Here is a 26,123-nt window from a genome sequence, read left to right on the forward strand (position 1 = left end):
TATTTAGTAAATAAAACGGTAGTTACCGTTTTATTTTTTAAAACAATTTTATAATTGTAAAATTGTTTTAATATTTATATTTATTATTGTTATAATAAATATATATAATACTATGAAAATAAAAAAATTAAATAAAATTAATAATTTAGAAGGGAAAAAATATATGAGTCAAAATGTCGCAAGAAAATATGGTTTATTTATGTGCCTCTGTATGGTTGTAGGGACAGTAATTGGAACTGGGATTTTCTTTAAAAATGAAGGTGTTTACGGCTTTGTTAATGGTAATGGAATTTTAGGAATCATTGCTTGAATTATTGGTGGTGTTGTAGCAATTTCTTTTGGTTTATCATTTATGGAAATTTCATCGGCAAAACAAGATAGTAATTCGGGAATTGCTTTATATGCAAAAATGTTTGCTGGTAGTAAATTTGGTCGTGTTGTTCGTAACGCAATGAATAATATTTATTTGCCATTAACTGCTTTTACAGTAGCTTATTATACTAGTAAGGCTTCTGTTTGAGCAATTGGTGGCGGTCAAGATGCGGAAATGCGTTTAGCAAATGTCTTAGGTGGTTCTAATGTGTATGAATTATTATTAAGTATTTTTGCAGTTTTATATACTTTATTTGTTATTGTTTGTTGCATTTATAATGAATCAATTAGTAAATGAGTACAAATGATTACCGTTGTTTTAAAATTAATACCATTAATTTTTATTGGTATTGCTGGATTAATTGTTGTTAATGCAGGAGCAGGTGCTTTTTTAGAAACTGGATTAGGTGATCCAAAAAAATATGAAATTGTTAAAAATAAAGGTCATTTTGAAATGCTATTAATGGCGTTACCAGGAATTCTTTTTGCCTTTGATGGTTTTTTATCAACAACTTATATTCAAAAAGATGTTCGGAATTCTAGTAAAAATATTCCTTTAGCCTTAGTTTTTGGTTTAACAGGAATTACTTTTATTTATGTTTTAACTTCAATTTCAACATTAAATTTAGACCCTAGTGGTAGCATTGCTATTGCTGCGGGGAAAATATTTAATAATCCAACAGTTAATGCTGTTTGTACGCGCTTAATTTTTATTTTTATTCTTATTAGTGCTTTTGGCACTTTAAATGGTTATTGTTTTTCAATGACAAAGTTAACAAGGTCATCATTAGATGATGGTTTTGTTGTTGGTAACGATAAAATATGACAAAAAGTTATTAATCGTTTTGGTATTAAAACAGCAACATTAATGGTGATGGGAGTATTATTTGCAGTTTGAATTGTAATTATGGCACTACCAACGATAGTTACTGATGATAATTATAATTTCTTTGATTTTATTAGTAATGCTGGTGTTGTGATGGCATTTATGTTATATGGTGTAATTATTTTTTATGGTTTATTAAATCGTTATCGTAAAAAAATTAAAACGCTTAATGCTTGATATTTTATTCCGGCAGCGATTATTTCCATATTATGTATTACTTTAATATTAGGATATAATGTTTATTCTTACTTTGCTTTATTAGTAACCTCTGAAAATAAAGTAGGAGCAATTTTACAAATTTTCTTTTTACTATTAATTCTTGCTTTGCCTTGATTAGGATTATTTATGAAAGATAATGAATTAGAAAATGATAATGAAGCTGGTAATGCATCAGAACTTGGACAATCAACAAGTGATAATGGGACGACAAATAATTTTTCTAATGATAATAATATGCCAGAAATTTATGTTTCTCTGGGACAAATTACTCCTAATGAGACTGGTAATGATTCTGAATTTGGTGATGAAATTACAGAATTATAAAATAGTATTGCATTAGACTATTTGAAAATAGTATAATATATCTTAGTTAAAGGGGATGTATTATATATGGCAAAAATAAATCCAACAGGACTAATAATTCCTAAAATATTAATGATGATTGGCGCTATTTGAATTATGGTTTTTGCAGTTGCGATTGCAATTAGTAAAGATGAAAATGCTGGTGTGATGTATGGTTTAAAAATTTCGTGACCGTTATTATTATTTTTAGGGTTAGTATATATATTGATTCCTTTTTCTGTTAAAGTGGGAATTTGATCATTAGTTTGAGGTGCTTTAATAGCAACCCTATCAATCATTATTCTTATTGGTAGTCTTATTGATGTTGATTATAAATCAATATGAACTTATTTTGGAGCAGCACCTTATGCGTTTTTAGCAGTAGGTTCAGTCTTATGAACATTAACATCATTTAAAACAAAAAAATAAAATTCTTATTTTTTTATAAGTGAAGCTTTGGCTTCACTTTTTTAATTGAAAAATTTATCTCATTAAATTTTTATTTGCCAAATTGTAAAGTTAAGTGCAACTAAATTATTTTTCTAACCAAATATTCGATTGGCGAAAGATAATTTAGTATTTTTCTTGGTCTTTGGTTTAAAGACAATATAAATTTATGAACTGCATTTTTAGTAGTGTTTGAAAAATTAAATTTTTTAGGAAATTTTTCTCTAATTAAACTATTAGTATTTTCATTAGTACCTCTTTGTCAAGGTGAATATGCATCAGCAAAATAAATTTTCACATTTAAATTTTTTTCAAGTTGTTGTCAATTAGCAAATTCTTTACCCCTATCAAATGTTATAGTCTTAACAAGATTATTTGGAAGAATTGATAAATAATGACTAATATTTTTGTTAATAACTTTAGTAGTTCTATTTTCAACTAATATTGCTAAAGTAAATCTTGATGTTCTTTCAACTAAAGTTATTAAACATGATTTACTTTTACCTCGTGATGATACTACAGTATCACCTTCTCAATGGCCAAGAGTTATGCGATTATTAACATTTCGTTCTTTAATGGATTTACCATTAAATTTACCCCGATTTTCTTGAGATTTTCGTTTCTTACCTTTTCTTCTTAAATTTTTACTAGTAACCTTTTCAAGTAATCCAGAATAAATTCAATTGTAAATTGTTTTAAAACTAATAATTCATTCTTGATGAAAATTTTTAATTCTGCCATAAATTTGTTCAGGCGATCAACCTAATAATAATTTTTGTTGTACATATTTTACTAATTCTCTATTTTTAAATTTATGAAAATAAACATGTAATTGTTTTCTATTTTCTGCTTTATTTTGTGCAATTAATGAAAAATAATGATTATTATCTTTATTTCTATTAACTTCTCGATTAATAGTACTAATACTTCGATTAAGATTTTTAGCTATTTCACTAATTTTTACTTTAAATTTCAATTGATTCTCAATATAAATTCTTTCATCTATGCCAAGATGTTTGTATCCCATATAAAAACTCCTTAAATTTACTTTTTCTAAAATAAACTTAGCATCATGAAATTTTTATATGAAATCTTTTGCAATTTTATTTACTTGCACTTACAAGTATAATTCAGCATTTTTAAATTTTGTATAATATTACAAAATAAATTTAGATAAAATATTAATATTTTCTAAAATTGGTACATAAATTCAATTAATATGATTTACCTGAAATGTAAAATTAAAAAGGACACTTATATAAAAAACAAATTGTGTTAATTCTATAATTAAGAAAAGAAAGGAATTAGCACAATGTATAAGTATCTGACTATTGAATCAATAATAGCAATAAAAGAGCTGAATTATACTTGTAAGTGCAAGTAAATAAAATTGCAAAAGATTTCATATAAAAATTTCATGATGCTAAGTTTATTTTAGAAAAAGTAAATTTAAGGAGTTTTTATATGGGATACAAACATCTTGGCATAGATGAAAGAATTTATATTGAGAATCAATTGAAATTTAAAGTAAAAATTAGTGAAATAGTGGATTGGCAACCCTTTTTAGGACACTTTTTATGTAGACTGGTATTTTCTAAATTCAACGGGAGTTAAATAATTTAAACTGCCATGAATTCGAATATTGTTATATCAATTAACAAAATCAAATAGTTCGCATTTTAGTTGTGTTAAGTTTGCAAATTTTTTACCGTTAATAAATTCGGTTTTAAAGGTTTTGTAAGTTGCTTCAACAACAGCATTATCATATGGGCATCCTTTGGAGCTTAATGATCTTTTAATTTTAAAGGTTATTAAAATTTCATCAATAATTTTATTTTTAAACTCATTACCACGATCAGTATGAAATAAAGTTATTTTATTTAATGGTCGTGTTATCTTGTGAAAAGCTTGTTGAACTAATTCAGCAGTTTTATTTGGTCCAGCACTATAGCCAATTACTTCGCGATTAAACAAGTCAATTAATAAACAAATATAATGTCATTTAGTGCCAACTTGAACATATGTTAAATCACTAACAACAACTTCATTTGGTTTTTTGTCATTAAATTGATGATTTAAAACATTATTAATTTCGTCATTATTAACTGTTTTTTTATGATTACAATATTTTAACTTGGTGTATTTAGAAACCAAATTATTTTTGATCATAATGAATCGGATTTTTCGTCGTGATAAAATGATATTTTTTCTTATTAAAACAGCTTTAATTTTACGAGCACCATAAATCTTGCGACTTTTATTAAATGCACTGATAACTTCTTGTTCATAATTATTAACATCAAACTTGGTGCATTTATTAGTTTGATAATAATATGTTGATTTTAGTAAACCTAAAATCTTACATATTTTCCTCACTGAATATTTATTTTTGTTGTTATTAATTATTGTTATTTTTTCCCGATTATCAGTGCTGCTTGCTTTAAAATGTCATTTTCCATTCGTAATTGTTGGTTTTCTTTTCGCAAGTAAATTAATTCATTTTCTTCGACAGTGCGATTATCTTTTGCTTTAAATGACCCAGAATTATTATAATTTTTAATTCAACTATAAATAGTTGGTTTTGGTAAATTATATTCTTTCCCTAAATTAATAACACTTTTGTCATTTTTGTATAGCATTACAATTTGTTTTTTAAATTCTTCAGAGTATGAGGTTTTATTTCCCATTTTTATATTCCTTCTTTCTTAATAATTTTGAAGTCTATATAATTATGGTCCAACTTATTGTAGCCTATCCATAGCTAAAAATCTTAATCGAAGTATTAGTACTATTAATCGAGAAGTTAATAGAAATAAAGATAATAATCATTATTTTTCATTAATTGCACAAAATAAAGCAGAAAATAGAAAACAATTACATGTTTATTTTCATAAATTTAAAAATAGAGAATTAGTAAAATATGTACAACAAAAATTATTATTAGGTTGATCGCCTGAACAAATTTATGGCAGAATTAAAAATTTTCATCAAGAATGAATTATTAGTTTTAAAACAATTTACAATTGAATTTATTCTGGATTACTTGAAAAGGTTACTAGTAAAAATTTAAGAAGAAAAGGTAAGAAACGAAAATCTCAAGAAAATTGGGGTAAATTTAATGGTAAATCCATTAAAGAACGAAATGTTAATAATCGCATAACTCTTGGCCATTGAGAAGGTGATACTGTAGTATCATCACGAGGTAAAAGTAAATCATGTTTAATAACTTTAGTTGAAAGAACATCAAGATTTACTTTAGCAATATTAGTTGAAAATAGAACTACTAAAGTTATTAACAAAAATATTAGTCATTATTTATCAATTCTTCCAAATAATCTTGTTAAGACTATAACATTTGATAGGGGTAAAGAATTTGCTAATTGACAACAACTTGAAAAAAATTTAAATGTGAAAATTTATTTTGCTGATGCATATTCACCTTGACAAAGAGGTACTAATGAAAATACTAATGGTTTAATTAGAGAAAAATTTCCTAAAAAATTTAATTTTTCAAACACTACTAAAAATGCAGTTCATAAATTTATATTGTCTTTAAACCAAAGACCAAGAAAAATACTAAATTATCTTTCGCCAATCGAATATTTGGTTAGAAAAATAATTTAGTTGCACTTAACTTTACAATTTGGCAAGAATATAAAAGTTATGGATTTTCTATTCGTAAAATAGCAAAAGCAATTGATTATAGTAAATCAACTGTACACAGAGTTTGTAAATTATTAAATCAAAACTTATTACCATTAGAAATATTGAATCAAGTTCAAAAAAATAAACAAAATGCAGGTAGAAAATTAATAATTTTAACTTTAACAGAAATTAATACTATCAATCATTTGTTAATTACTAAAAATTATGCTCTTGATATAATTGCTGATTTTTTAAAGAAAAATAAAATAAAAAATATTTCAACAAAAACTTTATATAACATGTTTAAAACAAATCGAATGGGTTTTGATGAAAAAAATTTATTGAGAAAAGGCAAAAATAAACCTCATAAACAAAAAGAAACTAGGGGCAGAATTAATAATTGTAAATCTATTCATGAAAGAAATTTAATCATTCCAAATATTAAAAATATACAAGAATTTGGCCATTTAGAGGGAGATACTATCGTTGGTAAAGATCATAAAAGTTCTATTATTACTTTAGCTGATATATGATCAAAAATCACAATTCCTTTGAAAACTAAAAATCATAAAGCAGAAAGTATTACACAAAGTATAATAAAATTTATTTCAAAATTAATACCAGGAACAATTAAAACTATTACTTTTGATCGTGGTAAAGAATTTAGTAAATGAAAATTAATTGAAAAAAATTGTAATGTTAAAATTTATTTTGCAGATGCCGGCAAACCTTGTCAAAGAGGTTTAAATGAGAACAATAATGGTATTTTAAGAAGATATTTACCAAAATCTACTGATTTATCTTCATATAAACAAAAAGACTTAAATTCTATAGCATTTCAAATTAATTTTACACCCAGAAAATCATTATCTTATAAAAGACCAATAGATTTAATACAATTATTTTAAAAAACTGTCCCATTTATATTTACAATTCAGGTAGAGAAAAATTTCCTAAAAAATTTAATTTTTCAAACACTACTAAAAATGCAGTTCATAAATTTATATTGTCTTTAAACCAAAGACCAAGAAAAATACTAAATTATCTTTCGCCAATCGAATATTTGGTTAGAAAAATAATTTAGTTGCACTTAACTTTACAATTTGGCATACAATAAGCAATTATACAAATTAATATTAATGTCATTAATAATCATTAAATAAATGATAAGTAATCCTTATTTTCACTATATTTATATTTATAAAAGGAGGAATAAATTAATGAATAAATTACTTAAAAAATTATGTACTTTAACATTGATCATATCACCAGTTTTACCTATTATTTGTTGGTCTAGTAGTAGTGAATCGTTAGATGAGCAAAATGATTATACGTATAGTTTAGAAGAAATTAAGAATCATTTAGAAGCGGGTATTGATGCTAGTAATTTAAGCGTTCGCGATGCTTATGTTAAAGGCTTAGACTATCTTTCTAGTTATATTAAAAAACAACAATCATTAGCTAGGGTTAGTTTAGCAGATCGTTCCCAACGAGAAGAAAAGCTTGTTTTTACTGACGACAGTGTTATTGTTAAAATTGAAGTTATGTTGGGAACCCAAAATATTTTAATTAATGCTAAATTATTAAATGTAAGTTCAGAATTACAAATGCGATTAAATGAATTATTTAGTGATTTAGAAGGGCAAACGATTGATGGTTCAAGTTTAAATAGTTATCAAAAATATAAAGATGCATTAGAATTAATTAAGAAAAATTCTCATATCGCAAATGATAAATATAAGTTTATTATTAGTTTATCGCCAGATAGTGAAAATATTAAGATGTCAGATGCTAATAATGTAATTCCCATTACTTTTAAAATTGCTGAAGAAGAAGCAACAAAAATTGTTAATATTACTGTTTCTAATGTTGAATTATCAGCATTGGATGCAGCCCTTAAATATATTAAAATTTTAGATATTAATAAGGAACTTACTACTCAACATAAAAACGAACGAATAATAGGATATATTAATAAAAAATTAGAAAACTTGGCAAATGATGTAACGGTGACAGAAATTATTGATATTAATAAAAAAATCATTGTTGATAAAGAAGGTAATGCAAATGAAAAAGAAGAACCACTATCGGGTGTTAAAGATAATATTTTGACAATTATGTTAAAAGATGGTAATAATCAAACTCAAACTGGTAAGATTACACTACGAAATATTCAAATTTTTAATCCGAAAATGGGATGAGAACAAATAATAGATATTGTTGAAAAAAATGATATTGTCTTTACCTTAAAAGTAACGCATCTGGATAAGTTTGAAAGTAAAGAAGAAAAAAATCTTGCTGATTTTAAAAACTTAGTTAATAATGCGATGGAAAATCAAATAATGAAAGATAATTATGATTATGCAATTCATTGAGAATTAGTAGCGGTGACAACAAGTGTATTTAATACGGAAACTCCTACTAAGTCAGGAGAAATAAGAAAAATAAATGTTAGATGAAAACTAGAAGGTAGTCGTATAATAAGTAACGAAAAAGAGATTAAATATATCGTTATTCCTTAGAACCTAAAATAAATGCTATTTAAGCATTTATTTTTCTTGTAATCAATGTTAGTAATGGTAAAATATTGGTATATTAATGTCTTATTAAAATGAATATTAGCAATATAGAAAATAAATTTATTAAATTAGTAGTTTGCTATTAAATTAATTATTATTTTTTAATAAGGCGTAAATTAACATAGAAGGGATAATAGACTATGAATAAAAATTTGCTTTTGCAATTACCTGAATTGTAAATATAAATGGGACAGTTTTTTAAAATAATTGTATTAAATCTATTGGCCTTTTATAAGATAATGATTTTCTGGGTGTAGAATTAATTTGAAATGCTATAGAATTTAAGTCTTTTTGTTTATATGAAGATAAATCAGTAGATTTTGGTAAATATCTTCTTAAAATACCATTATTGTTCTCATTTAAACCTCTTTGACAAGGTTTTCCGGCATCTGCAAAATAAATTTTAACATTACAATTTTTTTCAATTAATTTTCATTTACTAAATTCTTTACCACGATCAAAAGTAATAGTTTTAATTGTTCCTGGTATTAATTTTGAAATAAATTTTATTATACTTTGTGTAATACTTTCTGCTTTATGATTTTTAGTTTTCAAAGGAATTGTGGTTTTTGATCATAGATCAGCTAAAGTAATAATAGAACTTTTATGATCTTTACCAACGATAGTATCTCCCTCTAAATGGCCAAATTCTTGTATATTTTTAATATTTGGAATGATTAAATTTCTTTCATGAATAGATTTACAATTATTAATTCTGCCCCTAGTTTCTTTTTGTTTATGAGGTTTATTTTTGCCTTTTCTCAATAAATTTTTTTCATCAAAACCCATTCGATTTGTTTTAAACATGTTATATAAAGTTTTTGTTGAAATATTTTTTATTTTATTTTTCTTTAAAAAATCAGCAATTATATCAAGAGCATAATTTTTAGTAATTAACAAATGATTGATAGTATTAATTTCTGTTAAAGTTAAAATTATTAATTTTCTACCTGCATTTTGTTTATTTTTTTGAACTTGATTCAATATTTCTAATAGTAATAAGTTTTGATTTAATAATTTACAAACTCTGTGTACAGTTGATTTACTATAATCAATTGCTTTTGCTATTTTACGAATAGAAAATCCATAACTTTTATATTCTTTTATTGCTATTATTGATTCAATAGTCAGATACTTATACATTGTGCTAATTCCTTTCTTTTCTTAATTATAGAATTAACACAATTTGTTTTTTATATAAGTGTCCTTTTTAATTTTACATTTCAGGTTAATTAAAAAATAAGTTAATACTATTTATTTATTAGAGTAATGCATAACTAATAAATAAAATAACTTAGGATGACTTACCTATTAGCATTGAAAAATAGTCAGTTTTTAAATATTTTTAGAAACTATAGCAGTTTGGGAATGTGTTCTGCAATAAAAAAATGATTAAGGTTTAAACTTTACAAAGTTTAAACCTTTTTACTTTACTTTATTAATAAAACAAAAATGAGGATTTAAATCATTTGAATAAGAATGATAAAAAATAACTTCAATAAAGAGTGTGAAACTAACAAATTTTTATGTTTTAATCTTAAAAAATAAAAAAATGCTCTGCCAATAAATTTTAGCAGAGCATTTTTTGTGTTATTTTTTATTACTAAATTGTTTTTCTTGTCCAGTAAAAATTCGATAAATATTTTGATAGTGTCGTAAAATAACAATTAAAACAATCAAACCAACAATTAATTGCGTTCAATAATTAGGCAATAAGTATGAAAAAAATAACTCGGAGTGATTAATTCACATATTTACAGGCAAATTGTTTATTTGCGTAATTCAAGAGCAACAAAAAATAGATATAGCACATATTAATGACGCAATAGAAACAATGCGAATAGTTAGAAATATTGTTCATCATACAATAGTTGCAATAATGAAATAAATTGGATTAAGAAAAAGTGTAAAGCCTAAAAAGGGTCCAACACCTTTACCACCTTTAAATTTATGATAAATTGGCAAGCAATGTCCGAAAACAGCAAAAACAGCACTAATATAAACTGAGCTTTCATTAAGAGTAAAGCTTGGTGAATTAATTAGTGATAGTAATTTTACAATTGCTAAAACAAGACCAATTTTTAAACCATCTAAAATAAGAATAATTAAACCAAATTTGGTTCCCATAATTCTGGCAGTATTAGTAGCACCGGCATTTTTGGAATAATGGTTACGGACATCAGTTTTAAAATAATATTTACTAATAAGAATTGCTGGTGATAGTGAACCAACTAAATAACCAATAACACATCCCAAGGTTGTCATAATGATTGATGCAGTACTCATATAATCATCTCTTTTCTAATATTAATTATTTAATATTATATTACTATTATAAGTGGATTGGCAACCCTTTTTAGGACACTTTTTATGTAGACTGGTATTTTCTAAATTCAACGGGAGTTAAATAATTTAAACTGCCATGAATTCGAATATTGTTATATCAATTAACAAAATCAAATAGTTCGCATTTTAGTTGTGTTAAGTTTGCAAATTTTTTACCGTTAATAAATTCGGTTTTAAAGGTTTTGTAAGTTGCTTCAGCAACAGCATTATCATATGGGCATCCTTTGGAGCTTAATGATCTTTTAATTTTAAAGGTTATTAAAATTTCATCAATAATTTTATTTTTAAACTCATTACCACGATCAGTATGAAATAAAGTTATTTTATTTAATGGTCGTGTTATCTTGTGAAAAGCTTGTTGAACTAATTCAGCAGTTTTATTTGGCCCAGCACTATAGCCAATTACTTCGCGATTAAACAAGTCAATTAATAAACAAATATAATGTCATTTAGTGCCAACTTGAACATATGTTAAATCACTAACAACAACTTCATTTGGTTTTTTGTCATTAAATTGACGATTTAAAACATTATTAATTTCGTCATTATTAACTGTTTTTTTATGATTACAATATTTTAACTTGGTGTATTTAGAAACCAAATTATTTTTGATCATAATGAATCGGATTTTTCGTCGTGATAAAATGATATTTTTTCTTATTAAAACAGCTTTAATTTTACGAGCACCATAAATCTTGCGACTTTTATTAAATGCACTGATAACTTCTTGTTCATAATTATTAACATCAAACTTGGTGCATTTATTAGTTTGATAATAATATGTTGATTTTAGTAAACCTAAAATCTTACATATTTTCCTCACTGAATATTTATTTTTGTTGTTATTAATTATTGTTATTTTTTCCCGATTATCAGTGCTGCTTGCTTTAAAATGTCATTTTCCATCCGTAATTGTTGGTTTTCTTTTCGCAAGTAAATTAATTCATTTTCTTCGACAGTGCGATTATCTTTTGCTTTAAATGACCCAGAATTATTATAATTTTTAATTCAACTATAAATAGTTGGTTTTGGTAAATTATATTCTTTCCCTAAATTAATAACACTTTTGTCATTTTTGTATAGCATTACAATTTGTTTTTTAAATTCTTCAGAGTATGAGGTTTTATTTCCCATTTTTATATTCCTTCTTTCTTAATAATTTTGAAGTCTATATAATTATGGTCCAACTTATTGTAGCCTATCCAAAGGTAATTTTATTATATTATTGTTTAATTTAAAATTTATTGCTTAATTTATAATATAATCATTATATATGGCATAATTCTTATAATAGTTTTAGTCATCAGATATTCAAAGTAACATTATAGAAATTAAGTTTTGTACTTAAAGTAGTAATTTTAGAAAAGGAAGATGGAAAAAATGCAAGAATTAAAAATTTTATCGTTTGATAATAATGAACTTCATTTATATATATGAGATCAAGTCATTAAACCTAAAGGGGTTATGCAATTAGTGCATGGGTCAAGTGAATATGCTTTTCGTTATGATGAATTTGCTAAGTATTTAAATGCTAATGGTTGAATCGTTATTGGTAATGATCTTCGGGGACATGGAAAAACGGTTACTGATAAAGACCACTTAGGATTTTTTAGTGTTAAGGATGGTTGAGATAAGCTGGTATTAGATTTAAAAGTAGTGAATGATTATATTGTTCATAATTATCCCAAATTAGGAATTACAATGTTAGGGCAATCAATGGGTTCATTTTTAGCGCGACATTATGCAACATTATACTCTTATACTATTGAATCATTAGTTATTTGTGCCACAACTTGAAAATCAAAAATGCAATTATGAACTGGTAAATTTATTGCTAAATATTTACAAAAACGACAACCATTACATTCTCCTAGTAATTTTATTAATAATTTAACTTATAAAAAATTTAGTAAGAAAATTAAAGAAAAAGATAATGATTTAGCTTGACTAACTCGTGATAAAAATATTCAAGAAAAATTTAGAAATGATCCCTTAACGGGACAAATATTTACTGCTAGTGCTTTTAAAGATATGTTTACAGGTTTATTGTATATTATGAAAAAGAAAAATATTATTAAAACTCGGAAAACTTTACCAATATTTTTTATTGGGGGAATGAGTGATCCGGTTGGTAATTTTGGTAAAGATGTTGAAAAAACTGCAAGAAAATATCGTCAATATGGTTTTAAAAAAACAAGCATTTTATTATATTCAGGAATGCGTCATGAAATTTTAAATGAAATTGGTAAAGAACAAGTATATCAAGATATTTTAAATTTTATTAATAAGTATAATAGTAAATAATAATTAACAACAATAAAGGGGTGAATTAAAATGCTAAATACCTATGATGAATCTTCAATTCAAGTTCTTGAGGGATTAGATGGTGTTCGTAAACGACCGTCAATGTACATTGGGTCAAAAGATAGGAAAGGGTGGCATCATCTCGCATGAGAGATTTTTGATAATTCGATTGATGAAGCATTAGCTGGATATTGTAATGAAATTAAGATTACTATTAAAAAAGATGATTCAATTATTATTGCAGACAATGGTCGGGGGATTCCTACGGGAATGCATAAAAAAGGAAAATCAACACCAGAAGTTATTTTTACAATGTTACATTCTGGTGGTAAATTTGATGGTAATAGTTATAAAACATCAGGTGGTTTACACGGTGTGGGGGCATCGGTTGTTAATGCGTTAAGTGAATTTTGTTATGTAACAATTTATCGTGATAAAAAAATTTACGAAATTGGTTTTAAAAATGGGGGTCATTTAGCACGACATTTAAAATTAATTGGTAAAACAGTAAAAACTGGTACTGTAGTTCATTTTCGCCCTGATAGTACGATATTTAATAATTTTAAGTTTTCATATTCAATGATTTGTGAGCGAGCTCGCGAGTCAGCATTATTAATTAGTGGTTTAAAAATTATTGTTGTTGATGAACATAGTAAAAAAGAAGAACAATTTTGTTTTACTAATGGCTTAGAAGAATTTGTTAAATATTTAATCGCTGATGAAAAAATTATTAGTCCAATTATGCTTTTAAAAGGTGAAATGGATAATGTTCAATTAGAAGTGGGGATGCAATATAGTAATGCTTATAGTGAAAATATTATTAGTTTTGCTAATAATGTTAAAACTATTGATGGGGGAACCCATGTTGTTGGTTTTCGTACTGCCATAACGAAAGTTATTAATGATTATGCTAGAACAGAAAATCTTTTAAAAGAAAAAGAAAAAAACTTTGAAGGTAGTGATGTTCGTGAAGGATTAACAGCAGTTATTTCGGTACGGATTCCTGAAAATATGATTCAATATGAAGGACAAACTAAAAGTAAATTAGGAACTAATGAAATTAAAAATATTGTTGATAATATTGTCACTAAACAATTTTCTTTTTGATTACAAGAAAATAAGACTGTTGCTTATGAAATTTTAACAAAGATTATTAAAACTAGAGAAGTAAGAGAAGCTACAAGAAAAGCTCGCGAACAAGCAAGAGGACAACGACAATCAAAAGGTTTAAAAGACCGAATGTTAATTGGCAAGTTAGCGCCAGCGCAAAACCGGAATCGTAATAAAAATGAATTATTTCTTGTTGAAGGTGATTCGGCTGGTGGTACTGCGAAAATGGGGCGAGCGCGAAGTTTTCAAGCCATTTTATCTTTAAAAGGGAAGATAATTAATGCTGAAAAATCTAATTTAGCAACATTATTAAAAAATCCTGAAATTAATATGATTACTAATGCTATTGGTGGTGGCATTGGTGAGCATTTTGATTTAGATGATGTTAATTATGATAAAATTATTATTATGACCGATGCTGATGTTGATGGCGCTCACATTCAAATTTTATTATTAACTTTTTTTTATCGTTATATGAAGCCTTTAATGGCTGCGCAAAAGATTTATTTAGCATTACCACCGTTATATAAAATTAGTAACAAAAAATCTAATGAAATTAGTTATGCTTGAAATCAAAAAGATTTATATAAGCAATTAGAAAAACATACTAAAAGTGAAATTCAACGCTATAAAGGACTTGGAGAAATGAATGCCGATCAATTATGAACAACAACAATGAATCCAGAAACTAGACAACTAGTGCAAGTTACTATTGGTGATCGCCATAAAGCTGAAAAAAAGATTATTACTTTAATGGGTGATGATAGTGATAAACGCAAAAAATGAATTGAAGCTAACATTAATTTTACATTAGAAGATAATTTTGTTATTGCTTCATAAAATGAAAGGAGGAATGAAATGAAAAGTAACAGAAATAGTGTGGTTCATGAATTAGATGAAATTGTTGCTGAACGGTTTGGTTTATATGCGAAATATATTATTCAAGAACGAGCATTGCCTGATGTTCGTGATGGCTTAAAGCCAGTGCAAAGAAGAATTTTATATGCAATGAATAATTTAGGGTTATTTTTTGATCGGCCTCACAAAAAATCAGTTCGGGTTGTTGGTGAAGTAATTGGTAAATATCATCCGCATGGTGATGTTCCCATTTATGAAGCAATGGTGCGAATGGCGCAACCTTGAAAGTTAAGAGTACCACTAATTGATGGTCATGGTAATTTTGGTTCCATTGATGGTGATTCAGCAGCGGCAATGCGATATACCGAAACGCGTTTAAATGCAATTTCTAAGTATTTATTACAAGACTTAGATAAAAAAACTGTTGGTTGGACCCCTAACTTTGATGATTCAGAAACTGAACCGACAGTATTACCAGCGTACTTTCCTAATTTGCTTTTAAATGGTTGTATGGGTATTGCTGCTGGTTATGCAACCAATATTCCGCCTCACAACTTATCGGAATTAATTGTTGCCTTAGTTTATCGTCTTAATAATCCTGAATGTTCATTAAAAGAAATTATGAAAATTATTAAAGGGCCTGATTTACCTACGGGTGGTATTATTCAAGGACGGGATGGAATATTAAATGCTTATAAAACTGGTCGTGGTAAGATTATTATTCGTAGTAAAATGGAATTACAAGGGACACCGCGTCATCGAAAATGAGTTATTAAGGAGTTACCTTATGAAGTTGTTAAAAGTGATTTAGTAACGCGAATTGCGGATATTAAAGAAGAACAAAAACTTAGTGGTATTAAGGATATTATTGATTTAAGTGATATGTCAGGAGTTCATATTGAAATTAATTTACAACAGGATGCTGATGCCGAGACAATTCGGAAATATTTATTAAAACATAGTAATTTACAAGTATCTTATAATCTTAATATGGTTGTTCTTGAAGATAACAAACCAATTTGTGCGGGGATATTAAACTTATTAGATGCTTATTTAAAACATCAATTTGATATTGTTCAAAAAAGAACTAAATACGATTTAGAAAAAGCGATTGTTCGTTTAGAAATTGTTAGTGGTTTAATTAAAGTTACAACAATTTTGGATAAGGTTATTGCTACGATTCGTAAATCAACTGATAAGGCTAATGCTAAGAAAAATTTAATTAAAACTTATCATTTTACGGAATTACAATCAGAAGCTATTGTTTCGTTACGATTGTATCGTTTAACATCAACTGATGTTAATGCTTTAAAAGAAGAGGAAAAATCTTTACAAAAAGAAATTAGAACTTGACAAGAAATTATTAAGAAAAAAGAAAAACAAAAAGCTTTGATTATTCAACAATTACAAACTATTTCGCAAGAATTTAATTCGCCACGAAAAACAGTTATTGAGAATATGGTGGAAGAAATTATTATTGAAAAAACAGAAATAATTAATGAAGAAAATATTTTTGTTACGATATCGCGTGATGGTTATATTAAAGTTATTAATGAAAAAGTAGTTGCTAAACAAGATATGAAAGATTATGGCCGAAAACCTTTAGATATTAATGTTGCTTCATTATCAACTACTTCATTAAGTACTTTATTACTGTTTACTAGTCAAGGTAATTATTGTATTGTTCCTTTACATAAAGTAAAAGAAAGTCGTTGAAAGGATATCGGACAGCATGTTAATAACTTTTCAACAATGACGGGTGCCGAAAGAGTTCTTGGTGCGATATTAATTAATGATTTTGATATTCAAGACCAATTTGTTATTTTAGCAACTAAGTTAGGATTTATTAAAAGAACTGTTATTAGTGATTTTAAAGCAACAAGAATATCTAAAGCTTTAAAAGGGATTAATTTACAACCCAATGATGAGGTTGTTGGTTTTGATTTAAGTAATGGCAAAAAACAAGTTATTTTAACAACTAAAAAAGGTTTTGTTGTTAGATATGATGAAAATGATATTGCAATTATTAGTGCCAAAGCTAAAGGTGTTAAAGCGATTAATTTAAAAGATGATGATAAAGTTGTATCATTAAATGTTGTTAATGATGAGCATGATAGTTATGTTTCTTTTACTACAGCGGGGGTTAAAAAAATTAAAATTAATAATATTCCTTTACTACATCGTCCAGCGAAAGGGGTTCATTCTTTTAAAATAACTAAAACTATTATTCCCTATGTAATTACATCGTTTGTAATTCCTAATAATAGTAAAGTTCACATTTTAACTAAAAATAATACGATTGAAAATTTTGCCATTAATAAAGTTCATTATGGTCGTTTATTAGAAAGTGTTAGTTATTTTTTAGAGGATGTTAATGTAGAATGAATTCAAGATGACCGTTATTATGATTTAAGAAAGCATAATTTACAATCAGCATCATTAATTTCTTCTTTAAAAAAGGATAAAAAAATATCTAATGCTAATGATCAAATATCATTATCAATGGACGATATTTTAAATGATTAATAAATGAAAGGAAACTTATGATTCAAAAAAGTTTTTTAGAAAAAATAAAACTATATGAATGATTAGTAGAAAAGTCACACAGTTCTAATGATTTAAATAAAAAAGGTATTTATGCTTTATGCTGAATTATACTTGTAAGTGCAAGTAAATAAAATTGCAAAAGATTTCATGGTCGCGTTTAGTTTTCTTAGGTATTGCTTTGAAGAAGTAAAACAATCAGCTAATTATACTATTTAATTACTAAACTAACCCTACCTTTCTTGTTATTGTCATTTTTATTCATTGGATAGGCTACAATAAGTTGGACCATAATTATATAGACTTCAAAATTATTAAGAAAGAAGGAATATAAAAATGGGAAATAAAACCTCATACTCTGAAGAATTTAAAAAACAAATTGTAATGCTATACAAAAATGACAAAAGTGTTATTAATTTAGGGAAAGAATATAATTTACCAAAACCAACTATTTATAGTTGAATTAAAAATTATAATAATTCTGGGTCATTTAAAGCAAAAGATAATCGCACTGTCGAAGAAAATGAATTAATTTACTTGCGAAAAGAAAACCAACAATTACGAATGGAAAATGACATTTTAAAGCAAGCAGCACTGATAATCGGGAAAAAATAACAATAATTAATAACAACAAAAATAAATATTCAGTGAGGAAAATATGTAAGATTTTAGGTTTACTAAAATCAACATATTATTATCAAACTAATAAATGCACCAAGTTTGATGTTAATAATTATGAACAAGAAGTTATCAGTGCATTTAATAAAAGTCGCAAGATTTATGGTGCTCGTAAAATTAAAGCTGTTTTAATAAGAAAAAATATCATTTTATCACGACGAAAAATCCGATTCATTATGATCAAAAATAATTTGGTTTCTAAATACACCAAGTTAAAATATTGTAATCATAAAAAAACAGTTAATAATGACGAAATTAATAATGTTTTAAATCGTCAATTTAATGACAAAAAACCAAATGAAGTTGTTGTTAGTGATTTAACATATGTTCAAGTTGGCACTAAATGACATTATATTTGTTTATTAATTGACTTGTTTAATCGCGAAGTAATTGGCTATAGTGCTGGACCAAATAAAACTGCTGAATTAGTTCAACAAGCTTTTCACAAGATAACACGACCATTAAATAAAATAACTTTATTTCATACTGATCGTGGTAATGAGTTTAAAAATAAAATTATTGATGAAATTTTAATAACCTTTAAAATTAAAAGATCATTAAGCTCCAAAGGATGCCCATATGATAATGCTGTTGCTGAAGCAACTTATAAAACCTTTAAAACCGAATTTATTAACGGTAAAAAATTTGCAAACTTAACACAACTAAAATGCGAACTATTTGATTTTGTTAATTGATATAACAATATTCGAATTCATGGCAGTTTAAATTATTTAACTCCCGTTGAATTTAGAAAATACCAGTCTACATAAAAAGTGTCCTAAAAAGGGTTGCCAATCCACATTATCATTTTATCATATTATTGAATTTTTACACAATGAAAAATTATTAATTTTATTAAATTTTCACTAATTATCTAAATTTATGTTTTCTATATTTATTCGTATATACAATACTGCCCTTATTAATTCAACTATCATCATTTTTATTATTATATTTATTTCATAATGAATTTTTATATATTTCTTTTCTGATTTCTATTTCTAAATTAATATTTTCATTAATGAAATGTAATACATTTAATTTGTTTAAATTTGCCATTCTTAAATGTAATAAGTTATTTAAATTCTTATGATTATATATTTTTGCCCCATATCCTAATTGTTGTTTTACTAAATGCGATACATCACTTTCAATGCTACAACCGATATTTCATTCTAAATTTTGGTTATGAATACCATGCTTATTGTTTTTAAAATAATTACTATTTCTCCTTAAATTTGTTTTAATATCTTTATTTAATTCATTTTTAGCAACATTACGAATGTTTTTTATCAATTCTTGATGATTTCCATTTTTATATAATTCAATTCAACTATTTAGTGTTAATTTGCGATTTTCAAAAACAATATTAAATGCCATTTGTTTTAATTTTTTAATAGCGTGATAACCATCTAAAATATATCTAACATTACCAAAACTATTGGCAATTTCTCTAATTCAAGTAGCACCATCACCACAAACAATTATTCTGTCATAATTAATATTCACATAATGTTTTTGTAATTCCTTAATTAATAAATCACGATAATCCATCGTATTTATTCTTTTACCAACTTTTAACATTAGAAAATGACCTCGTTTGTTTTCTAACGCTCTACGAGCATTTTTGTAATTTTTTTCTTTATGTCCGGTATGAAAAGTAACCAAACGAATTCTTTGGTCTTGCTTAACTTTTTGATCTAATGTCGCTAAAAATGTCTCATCTAGTTGAATATATAGATTCTTATTTTTGAGATCAATTCTAGTTTTAGTTTCTTTTTCTGCTAATTGAAAATATTCGGCAATATCATATTTATTTAAAATACGCGAAATACTAGCTTTTGAAATATAACAATGATTTAGAGCATCTAAAACATCACGATAGCGCTTACCATCGCCCAAAAGACTTAAAACTTTAAATTGGACATCAAAATAAATTCTTTGTTTAGACAATAAACCAATTTCTTTATCTAGTAAACATACATATTCAAATTTTGGATTGGCAACCCTTTTTAGGACACTTTTTATGTAGACTGGTATTTTTCTAAATTCAACGGGAGTTAAATAATTTAAACTGCCATGAATTCGAATATTGTTATATCAATTAACAAAATCAAATAGTTCGCATTTTAGTTGTGTTAAGTTTGCAAATTTTTTACCGTTAATAAATTCGGTTTTAAAGGTTTTGTAAGTTGCTTCAGCAACAGCATTATCATATGGGCATCCTTTGGAGCTTAATGATCTTTTAATTTTAAAGGTTATTAAAATTTCATCAATAATTTTATTTTTAAACTCATTACCACGATCAGTATGAAATAAAGTTATTTTATTTAATGGTCGTGTTATCTTGTGAAAAGCTTGTTGAACTAATTCAGCAGTTTTATTTGGTCCAGCACTATAGCCAATTACTTCGCGATTAAACAAGTCAATTAATAAACAAATATAATGTCATTTAGTGCCAACTTGAACATATGTTAAATCACTAACAACAACTTCATTTGGTTTTTTGTCATTAAATTGACGATTTAAAACATTATTAATTTCGTCATTATTAACTGTTTTTTTATGATTCCTGAATTGTAAATATAAATGGGACAGTTTTTTAAAATAATTGTATTAAATCTATTGGTCTTTTATAAGATAATGATTTTCTGGGTGTAGAATTAATTTGAAATTCTATAGAATTTAAGTCTTTTTGTTTATATGAAGATAAATCAGTAGATTTTGGTAAATATCTTCTTAAAATACCATTATTGTTCTCATTTAAACCTCTTTGACAAGGTTTTCCGGCATCTGCAAAATAAATTTTAACATTACAATTTTTTTCAATTAATTTTCATTTACTAAATTCTTTACCACGATCAAAAGTAATAGTTTTAATTGTTCCTGGTATTAATTTTGAAATAAATTTTATTATACTTTGTGTAATACTTTCTGCTTTATGATTTTTAGTTTTCAAAGGAATTGTGGGTTTTGATCATATATCAGCTAAAGTAATAATAGAACTTTTATGATCTTTACCAACGATAGTATCTCCCTCTAAATGGCCAAATTCTTGTATATTTTTAATATTTCCTGAATTGTAAATATAAATGGGACAGTTTTTTAAAATAATTGTATTAAATCTATTGGTCTTTTATAAGATAATGATTTTCTGGGTGTAGAATTAATTTGAAATGCTATAGAATTTAAGTCTTTTTGTTTATATGAAGATAAATCAGTAGATTTTGGTAAATATCTTCTTAAAATACCATTATTGTTCTCATTTAAACCTCTTTGACAAGGTTTGCCGGCATCTGCAAAATAAATTTTAACATTACAATTTTTTTCAATTAATTTTCATTTACTAAATTCTTTACCACGATCAAAAGTAATAGTTTTAATTGTTCCTGGTATTAATTTTGAAATAAATTTTATTATACTTTGTGTAATACTTTCTGCTTTATGATTTTTAGTTTTCAAAGGAATTGTGGTTTTTGATCATATATCAGCTAAAGTAATAATAGAACTTTTATGATCTTTACAAACGATAGTATCTCCCTCTAAATGGCCAAATTCTTGTATATTTTTAATATTTGGAATGATTAAATTTCTTTCATGAATAGATTTACAATTATTAATTCTGCCCCTAGTTTCTTTTTGTTTATGAGGTTTATTTTTGCCTTTTCTCAATAAATTTTTTTCATCAAAACCCATTCGATTTGTTTTAAACATGTTATATAAAGTTTTTGTTGAAATATTTTTTATTTTATTTTTCTTTAAAAAATCAGCAATTATATCAAGAGCATAATTTTTAGTAATTAACAAATGATTGATAGTATTAATTTCTGTTAAAGTTAAAATTATTAATTTTCTACCTGCATTTTGTTTATTTTTTTGAACTTGATTCAATATTTCTAATGGTAATAAGTTTTGATTTAATAATTTACAAACTCTGTGTACAGTTGATTTACTATAATCAATTGCTTGTGCTATTTTACGAATAGAAAATCCATAACTTTTATATTCTTTTATTGCTATTATTGATTCAATAGTCAGATACTTATACATTGTGCTAATTCCTTTCTTTTCTTAATTATAGAATTAACACAATTTGTTTTTTATATAAGTGTCCTTTTTAATTTTACATTTCAGGAATACAATATTTTAACTTGGTGTATTTAGAAACCAAATTATTTTTGATCATAATGAATCGGATTTTTCGTCGTGATAAAATGATATTTTTTCTTATTAAAACAGCTTTAATTTTACGAGCACCATAAATCTTGCGACTTTTATTAAATGCACTGATAACTTCTTGTTCATAATTATTAACATCAAACTTGGTGCATTTATTAGTTTGATAATAATATGTTGATTTTAGTAAACCTAAAATCTTACATATTTTCCTCACTGAATATTTATTTTTGTTGTTATTAATTATTGTTATTTTTTCCCGATTATCAGTGCTGCTTGCTTTAAAATGTCATTTTCCATTCGTAATTGTTGGTTTTCTTTTCGCAAGTAAATTAATTCATTTTCTTCGACAGTGCGATTATCTTTTGCTTTAAATGACCCAGAATTATTATAATTTTTAATTCAACTATAAATAGTTGGTTTTGGTAAATTATATTCTTTCCCTAAATTAATAACACTTTTGTCATTTTTGTATAGCATTACAATTTGTTTTTTAAATTCTTCAGAGTATGAGGTTTTATTTCCCATTTTTATATTCCTTCTTTCTTAATAATTTTGAAGTCTATATAATTATGGTCCAACTTATTGTAGCCTATCCAAAATATAATAATAAAAATGATGATAGTTGAATTAATTATAAAGGTAATGCTATAACAAATAAATATAATAGATTTAAGTAAGCAAAAATATTAGTTAAAATTTAATAAAATTAATAATTTTTCATTGTGTAAAAATTCAATAATATGATAAAATGATAATGAATAAAAATGACAACAACAAGAAAGGCGGGGTTAGTTTAGTAATTAAATAATATAATTAGCTGATTGTTTTACTTCTTCAAAGCAATACCTAAGAAAACTAAACGCGACCTCATTCTAATATTTTATTGGTGGGAATAATAAAATATGCTATTATTTATTTATATAGTTTAAAAAAATATTAATATTTTTTATAGGAGGAATGATGGTGAGTCGCAAGGTTAAAAAGTTATCATCAAAAATTCAGTTATCACAAGAGCGCTTATCTAAGTTTTTAGGTAAACAATATGTATTGTTAACGATTTTTTGAATGATTTTTACAGCAATGTTAATTTATGTACTAATTTTATTTATTCAAGAAAGAGGGATGGTAAATAATACACCAGAAATTAGTAAACTTTTAAATCAACTTAAAGAGGCAACGCTTACAAATGTTGAGAAACAAGAAATTTATAAGCAATTAATTAAGTTAACTGTTTATCCAATTATTGATTTTTCATTAATGAAATTTGATTTTTTTGGGACAAAAACTGATGTTGTTGATTGAGAAGCGGCTTGGAATGACCGAATCAAAAATATTAATCTTGCTTATTCTTATGTTTTTATTAGTGCGACGATTGCTCTTATTGCTTTATTTTTTTATATATTAATTAATATTAAAAATCTTCGTAGAAGACTTTTTGAAAAAAAATATCAATTATCAACGGTATATCCCAATAACTACTTTATTTTTAATACTAAAATTTATTTAGATTTTATTACTAGTTTAACAATTGTTTTTTGCTTTTTTAACTTTATTACGACAATAATTGCTATTATTTATGGTATTTTTAATGTTGTGATTTCTACTTTAAATCGCTGAATTTTTAAGGTTGATAGTCCTGCTTTTTTACCACGAAAATGATGGCGCGGTGGTAATTTTGGTTTTTTTGTAATGGTATTAGTTATTCAAAACTCATATACAATTGCTAAATCATATTTTGCAACTCAATTTGATGTTGATATTGATATTATTGTTTCCATAATTATTCCTATTGGAACCATAACTGTGATTGTGGCAATATTTATTCGTAATATGATGGCTGCTAAAGTTACAGCTGTTAAAACGATTATGGTAAGAGTAATGGCATTTAAAATTTATGTTCATTCACAAGATGATAAAGTTTTTAGTGATTATAGTTTTATGCGTGATATGCCAATAATAATTAAAGAAAGATTTTTGAACAAGACAATTAATAATAAACAGGGGTTAGAATTATTAGGTATTATTGATGAAACTGTTAAATTTTTTCGTCTTAACATTAAAAAGCCTGATGAGTTAAATTATATGTTATTTCATCTTTTTAATGATGTTCATGAAATCGCAGAAATTGAGGAGATGAGACATAATATTCTAAAAGTAAAATCTAAGAAATAAAAAATAATGAAAATGGAAAGAGATAATAATGAAAAATATATTTAAACCACCGGCTGCTAAAGAGCCGTTTAGTAGTGATTTAAAAACTGTTAATAAAAAGTTTAATTTTTTAAGAAATCAAGTATTTATTGTATCAATTTTAGGTTATATGATGTATTACTTTACTCGAAAAACAGTTGATATAACTGGTAGTCATTTAATGGAAACTGGAGGGTTAAGTACATATAATTATGCATTAATGGGAATGTTTTTTTCAATTACTTATGGATGTAGTAAGTTTATTATTGGTGGTTTTGCTGATCGTAGTTCAGGAAGAATTGTGATGACGATGGGATTACTAGTTTCAGCCATCTTAAATATTGCTTTAGGTGGTGTTATTCAAATTGGTAATGGTCAAATTACGGTTGCTCCATTAGTGGTAATGATTATTATTTTAACAGCATTAGGAATATTTCAAGGTATGGGCTGACCAGCTACTGCGAGAATGATGGCACATTGATTTACTGATAAAGAACGATCACCACGACTTGCGATTTGAAATTCCGGACAAGGATTAGGAGCCGCTTTTGCTCCACTAATTATTATTCCTTTAATTGAATTAATTGACCCAGGTGGTACAATTTATGGGTTATATTACTGAGTACCTAGTATTATTGCTTTAATTTTTTTACCTTTGGTTTTTTGAGGTTTGCGAGACCGACCTGAGGCCGAAGGATTACCAACTGTTGAAAAATGAAAAGGAATAACTGAACATGCTAAAGAAAAAACAGAATTAAAAATCAAAGAAATTTTTGTTAAATATATTTTAAAAAATAAATATGTTTGAATTTTAGCATTTGCAAATATTTGAGTTTATGTTTTACGACAAGGAATGTCTTCGTGAGCAATAAAAATTGCCGATGAAATGCATGGTATTAAGTTAAAAGATAGTAAATGATTGTGGTCATTTTTTGAATGGTCAGGAATTGCTGGTGGAATATTTGCAGCCTATGGTGCTAGATATTTATTTCAAAATCGGAAAGCACCATTAATGATTTTTGGATTAATTATTGGTATCGGTGGTCTAGTTATCTTTCAAAATGCTCCTAGAGGTAATATCGCCGTATTAATTACTGCTATAATTGTTGCTGGTTTTGGTGTCTATATGCCACAGGCAATGATTGGAGCAACAGCAATTGAATTAACGAATAAAAAAGCCGCGGCCACAGCTTCAGGACTTACAGGATTATTTGGATATTTTGGAGATGCTGTGATGTCAAAACCAGTTGTTGCGGGAATTGCTGGTAATGGTAATTGAGACAATGTCTTTTATTATTTCTATGCTTGTGCGATTATTGCGATTATTGCTCTTGCGTTCTTATGAACTAAAAATCAAGATAACAAAGTTATTTAATAAATTTTTGTGTAATAAAATTGTATGAACGAGGGATATAAATGATTAG

21 protein-coding genes and 2 pseudogenes are annotated in these 26,123 nt (G+C 25.8%); 12 read left to right on the plus strand and 11 right to left on the minus strand.

The window, feature by feature from the left end:
* Nucleotides 1–163 precede the first annotated feature (163 nt).
* Both AACK97_RS02840 and AACK97_RS02845 read left to right on the plus strand, forming a co-directional pair.
* The gene (locus AACK97_RS02840; RefSeq protein ID WP_338968674.1) at nucleotides 164–1,801 is read left to right on the plus strand and encodes an APC family permease; all 1,638 of its coding nucleotides are present in this window, start codon (nucleotides 164–166) and stop codon (nucleotides 1,799–1,801) included.
* A gap of 66 nt (nucleotides 1,802–1,867) precedes the next feature.
* Complete coding sequence (locus AACK97_RS02845; protein ID WP_338968675.1) at nucleotides 1,868–2,248, plus strand: hypothetical protein; 381 nt, start codon at nucleotides 1,868–1,870, stop codon at nucleotides 2,246–2,248.
* 100 nt (nucleotides 2,249–2,348) lie between these two features.
* Here the strand turns inward: AACK97_RS02845 and AACK97_RS02850 are convergent, their stop codons facing one another.
* Nucleotides 2,349–3,293 carry an IS30 family transposase gene (locus AACK97_RS02850; protein ID WP_338968677.1) on the minus strand — a complete coding sequence of 315 codons (945 nt, stop codon included), beginning with the start codon at nucleotides 3,291–3,293 and terminating at the stop codon, nucleotides 2,349–2,351.
* 437 nt (nucleotides 3,294–3,730) lie between these two features.
* Here AACK97_RS02850 and AACK97_RS02855 point away from each other — a divergent pair, with 437 nt between their 5' ends.
* Nucleotides 3,731–3,880, plus strand: a complete 150-nt coding sequence (locus tag AACK97_RS02855; RefSeq protein WP_338968679.1) for a hypothetical protein — start codon at nucleotides 3,731–3,733, stop codon at nucleotides 3,878–3,880.
* Here the strand turns inward: AACK97_RS02855 and AACK97_RS02860 are convergent.
* A protein-coding gene (locus AACK97_RS02860; protein WP_338968680.1) for an IS3 family transposase occupies nucleotides 3,842–4,953 on the minus strand; the annotation gives its coding sequence in 2 pieces (ribosomal slippage) (nucleotides 3,842–4,710 and nucleotides 4,710–4,953; 1,113 coding nt in all). The genes AACK97_RS02855 and AACK97_RS02860 overlap by 39 nt on opposite strands.
* 103 nt (nucleotides 4,954–5,056) lie before the next feature.
* Here AACK97_RS02860 and AACK97_RS02865 point away from each other — a divergent pair.
* From AACK97_RS02865 to AACK97_RS02875, 3 genes are all read left to right on the plus strand, one after another.
* The gene (locus AACK97_RS02865; protein WP_338968947.1) at nucleotides 5,057–5,890 is read left to right on the plus strand and encodes an IS30 family transposase; all 834 of its coding nucleotides are present in this window, start codon (nucleotides 5,057–5,059) and stop codon (nucleotides 5,888–5,890) included.
* On the plus strand, nucleotides 5,887–6,819 hold the full coding sequence (locus AACK97_RS02870; RefSeq protein WP_422397240.1) for an IS30 family transposase: 933 nt from the start codon (nucleotides 5,887–5,889) through the stop codon (nucleotides 6,817–6,819). The genes AACK97_RS02865 and AACK97_RS02870 overlap by 4 nt, the downstream gene beginning before the upstream one ends.
* Nucleotides 6,820–7,167: 348 nt before the next feature.
* Complete coding sequence (locus tag AACK97_RS02875) at nucleotides 7,168–8,433, plus strand: hypothetical protein (protein ID WP_338968683.1); 1,266 nt, start codon at nucleotides 7,168–7,170, stop codon at nucleotides 8,431–8,433.
* A gap of 255 nt (nucleotides 8,434–8,688) precedes the next feature.
* Here the strand turns inward: AACK97_RS02875 and AACK97_RS02880 are convergent, their stop codons facing one another.
* The 3 genes from AACK97_RS02880 to AACK97_RS02890 all read right to left on the minus strand — a co-directional run bounded on the left by AACK97_RS02880 (nucleotide 8,689) and on the right by AACK97_RS02890 (nucleotide 11,970).
* Nucleotides 8,689–9,633: an IS30 family transposase gene (locus AACK97_RS02880; protein WP_338968685.1), complete on the minus strand. Its 945-nt coding sequence runs from the start codon at nucleotides 9,631–9,633 to the stop codon at nucleotides 8,689–8,691.
* A gap of 447 nt (nucleotides 9,634–10,080) precedes the next feature.
* Entirely contained in the window at nucleotides 10,081–10,776 is a 696-nt protein-coding gene (plsY, locus tag AACK97_RS02885) for a glycerol-3-phosphate 1-O-acyltransferase PlsY (protein WP_338968687.1), read from the minus strand.
* An 82-nt stretch (nucleotides 10,777–10,858) separates the two neighbouring features.
* Nucleotides 10,859–11,970, minus strand: a protein-coding gene (locus AACK97_RS02890) for an IS3 family transposase (RefSeq protein WP_338966745.1) whose coding sequence is annotated in 2 segments (ribosomal slippage) — nucleotides 10,859–11,727 and nucleotides 11,727–11,970 — 1,113 coding nt in all. Because the reading frame shifts where the segments join, the coding sequence is not laid out codon by codon here.
* Between the two features lie 246 nt (nucleotides 11,971–12,216).
* Between AACK97_RS02890 and AACK97_RS02895 the strand changes: the two genes are divergently transcribed.
* The 4 genes from AACK97_RS02895 to AACK97_RS02910 all read left to right on the plus strand — a co-directional run bounded on the left by AACK97_RS02895 (nucleotide 12,217) and on the right by AACK97_RS02910 (nucleotide 19,100).
* Nucleotides 12,217–13,140 (plus strand): alpha/beta hydrolase, encoded by a 924-nt coding sequence (locus AACK97_RS02895; protein WP_338968689.1) that lies wholly within the window; start codon nucleotides 12,217–12,219, stop codon nucleotides 13,138–13,140.
* A 30-nt stretch (nucleotides 13,141–13,170) separates the two neighbouring features.
* The gene (gene parE, locus AACK97_RS02900; protein WP_338968691.1) at nucleotides 13,171–15,090 is read left to right on the plus strand and encodes a DNA topoisomerase IV subunit B; all 1,920 of its coding nucleotides are present in this window, start codon (nucleotides 13,171–13,173) and stop codon (nucleotides 15,088–15,090) included.
* Between the two features lie 18 nt (nucleotides 15,091–15,108).
* Nucleotides 15,109–17,634: a DNA topoisomerase IV subunit A gene (gene parC, locus AACK97_RS02905; RefSeq protein WP_338968692.1), complete on the plus strand. Its 2,526-nt coding sequence runs from the start codon at nucleotides 15,109–15,111 to the stop codon at nucleotides 17,632–17,634.
* Nucleotides 17,635–17,988: 354 nt separating this feature from the next.
* A protein-coding gene (locus tag AACK97_RS02910) for an IS3 family transposase (protein ID WP_338966745.1) occupies nucleotides 17,989–19,100 on the plus strand; the annotation gives its coding sequence in 2 pieces (ribosomal slippage) (nucleotides 17,989–18,232 and nucleotides 18,232–19,100; 1,113 coding nt in all).
* 100 nt (nucleotides 19,101–19,200) lie between these two features.
* On the opposite strand, the gene AACK97_RS07630 is transcribed toward AACK97_RS02910, so the two are convergent.
* The 6 genes and pseudogenes from AACK97_RS07630 to AACK97_RS02935 form a co-directional block, all read right to left on the minus strand.
* A complete protein-coding gene (locus AACK97_RS07630; RefSeq protein WP_422397241.1) occupies nucleotides 19,201–20,394 on the minus strand; it encodes an Mbov_0401 family ICE element transposase-like protein in 1,194 nt (397 codons plus the stop codon).
* Nucleotides 20,374–20,910: pseudogene (locus AACK97_RS02915) on the minus strand (IS3 family transposase); the annotation flags it as partial. The pseudogene AACK97_RS02915 and the gene AACK97_RS07630, both read right to left, overlap by 21 nt.
* A 22-nt stretch (nucleotides 20,911–20,932) precedes the next feature.
* Nucleotides 20,933–21,403: pseudogene (locus AACK97_RS02920) on the minus strand (IS30 family transposase); the annotation flags it as partial.
* 32 nt (nucleotides 21,404–21,435) lie between these two features.
* The gene (locus AACK97_RS02925) at nucleotides 21,436–22,380 is read right to left on the minus strand and encodes an IS30 family transposase (RefSeq protein WP_338968694.1); all 945 of its coding nucleotides are present in this window, start codon (nucleotides 22,378–22,380) and stop codon (nucleotides 21,436–21,438) included.
* A gap of 73 nt (nucleotides 22,381–22,453) precedes the next feature.
* The gene (locus AACK97_RS02930; protein ID WP_338968696.1) at nucleotides 22,454–22,723 is read right to left on the minus strand and encodes an IS3 family transposase; all 270 of its coding nucleotides are present in this window, start codon (nucleotides 22,721–22,723) and stop codon (nucleotides 22,454–22,456) included.
* A 32-nt stretch (nucleotides 22,724–22,755) separates the two neighbouring features.
* On the minus strand, nucleotides 22,756–23,034 hold the full coding sequence (locus tag AACK97_RS02935) for a transposase (RefSeq protein WP_338966718.1): 279 nt from the start codon (nucleotides 23,032–23,034) through the stop codon (nucleotides 22,756–22,758).
* Between the two features lie 435 nt (nucleotides 23,035–23,469).
* Here AACK97_RS02935 and AACK97_RS02940 point away from each other — a divergent pair, with 435 nt between their 5' ends.
* Together AACK97_RS02940 and AACK97_RS02945 are read left to right on the plus strand one after the other, a co-directional pair.
* Nucleotides 23,470–24,681, plus strand: coding sequence for a hypothetical protein (locus tag AACK97_RS02940; RefSeq protein WP_338968698.1), 1,212 nt, complete (start codon nucleotides 23,470–23,472; stop codon nucleotides 24,679–24,681).
* Between the two features lie 28 nt (nucleotides 24,682–24,709).
* Nucleotides 24,710–26,074, plus strand: coding sequence for an MFS transporter (locus AACK97_RS02945; protein WP_338968699.1), 1,365 nt, complete (start codon nucleotides 24,710–24,712; stop codon nucleotides 26,072–26,074).
* The last annotated feature ends 49 nt before the right edge of the window (nucleotides 26,075–26,123 follow it).

The sequence above is a fragment of the Spiroplasma endosymbiont of Lonchoptera lutea genome (assembly GCF_964019715.1).
In the GTDB taxonomy this organism is placed as follows: Bacteria; Bacillota_I; Bacilli_A; order Mycoplasmatales; family Nriv7; genus Nriv7.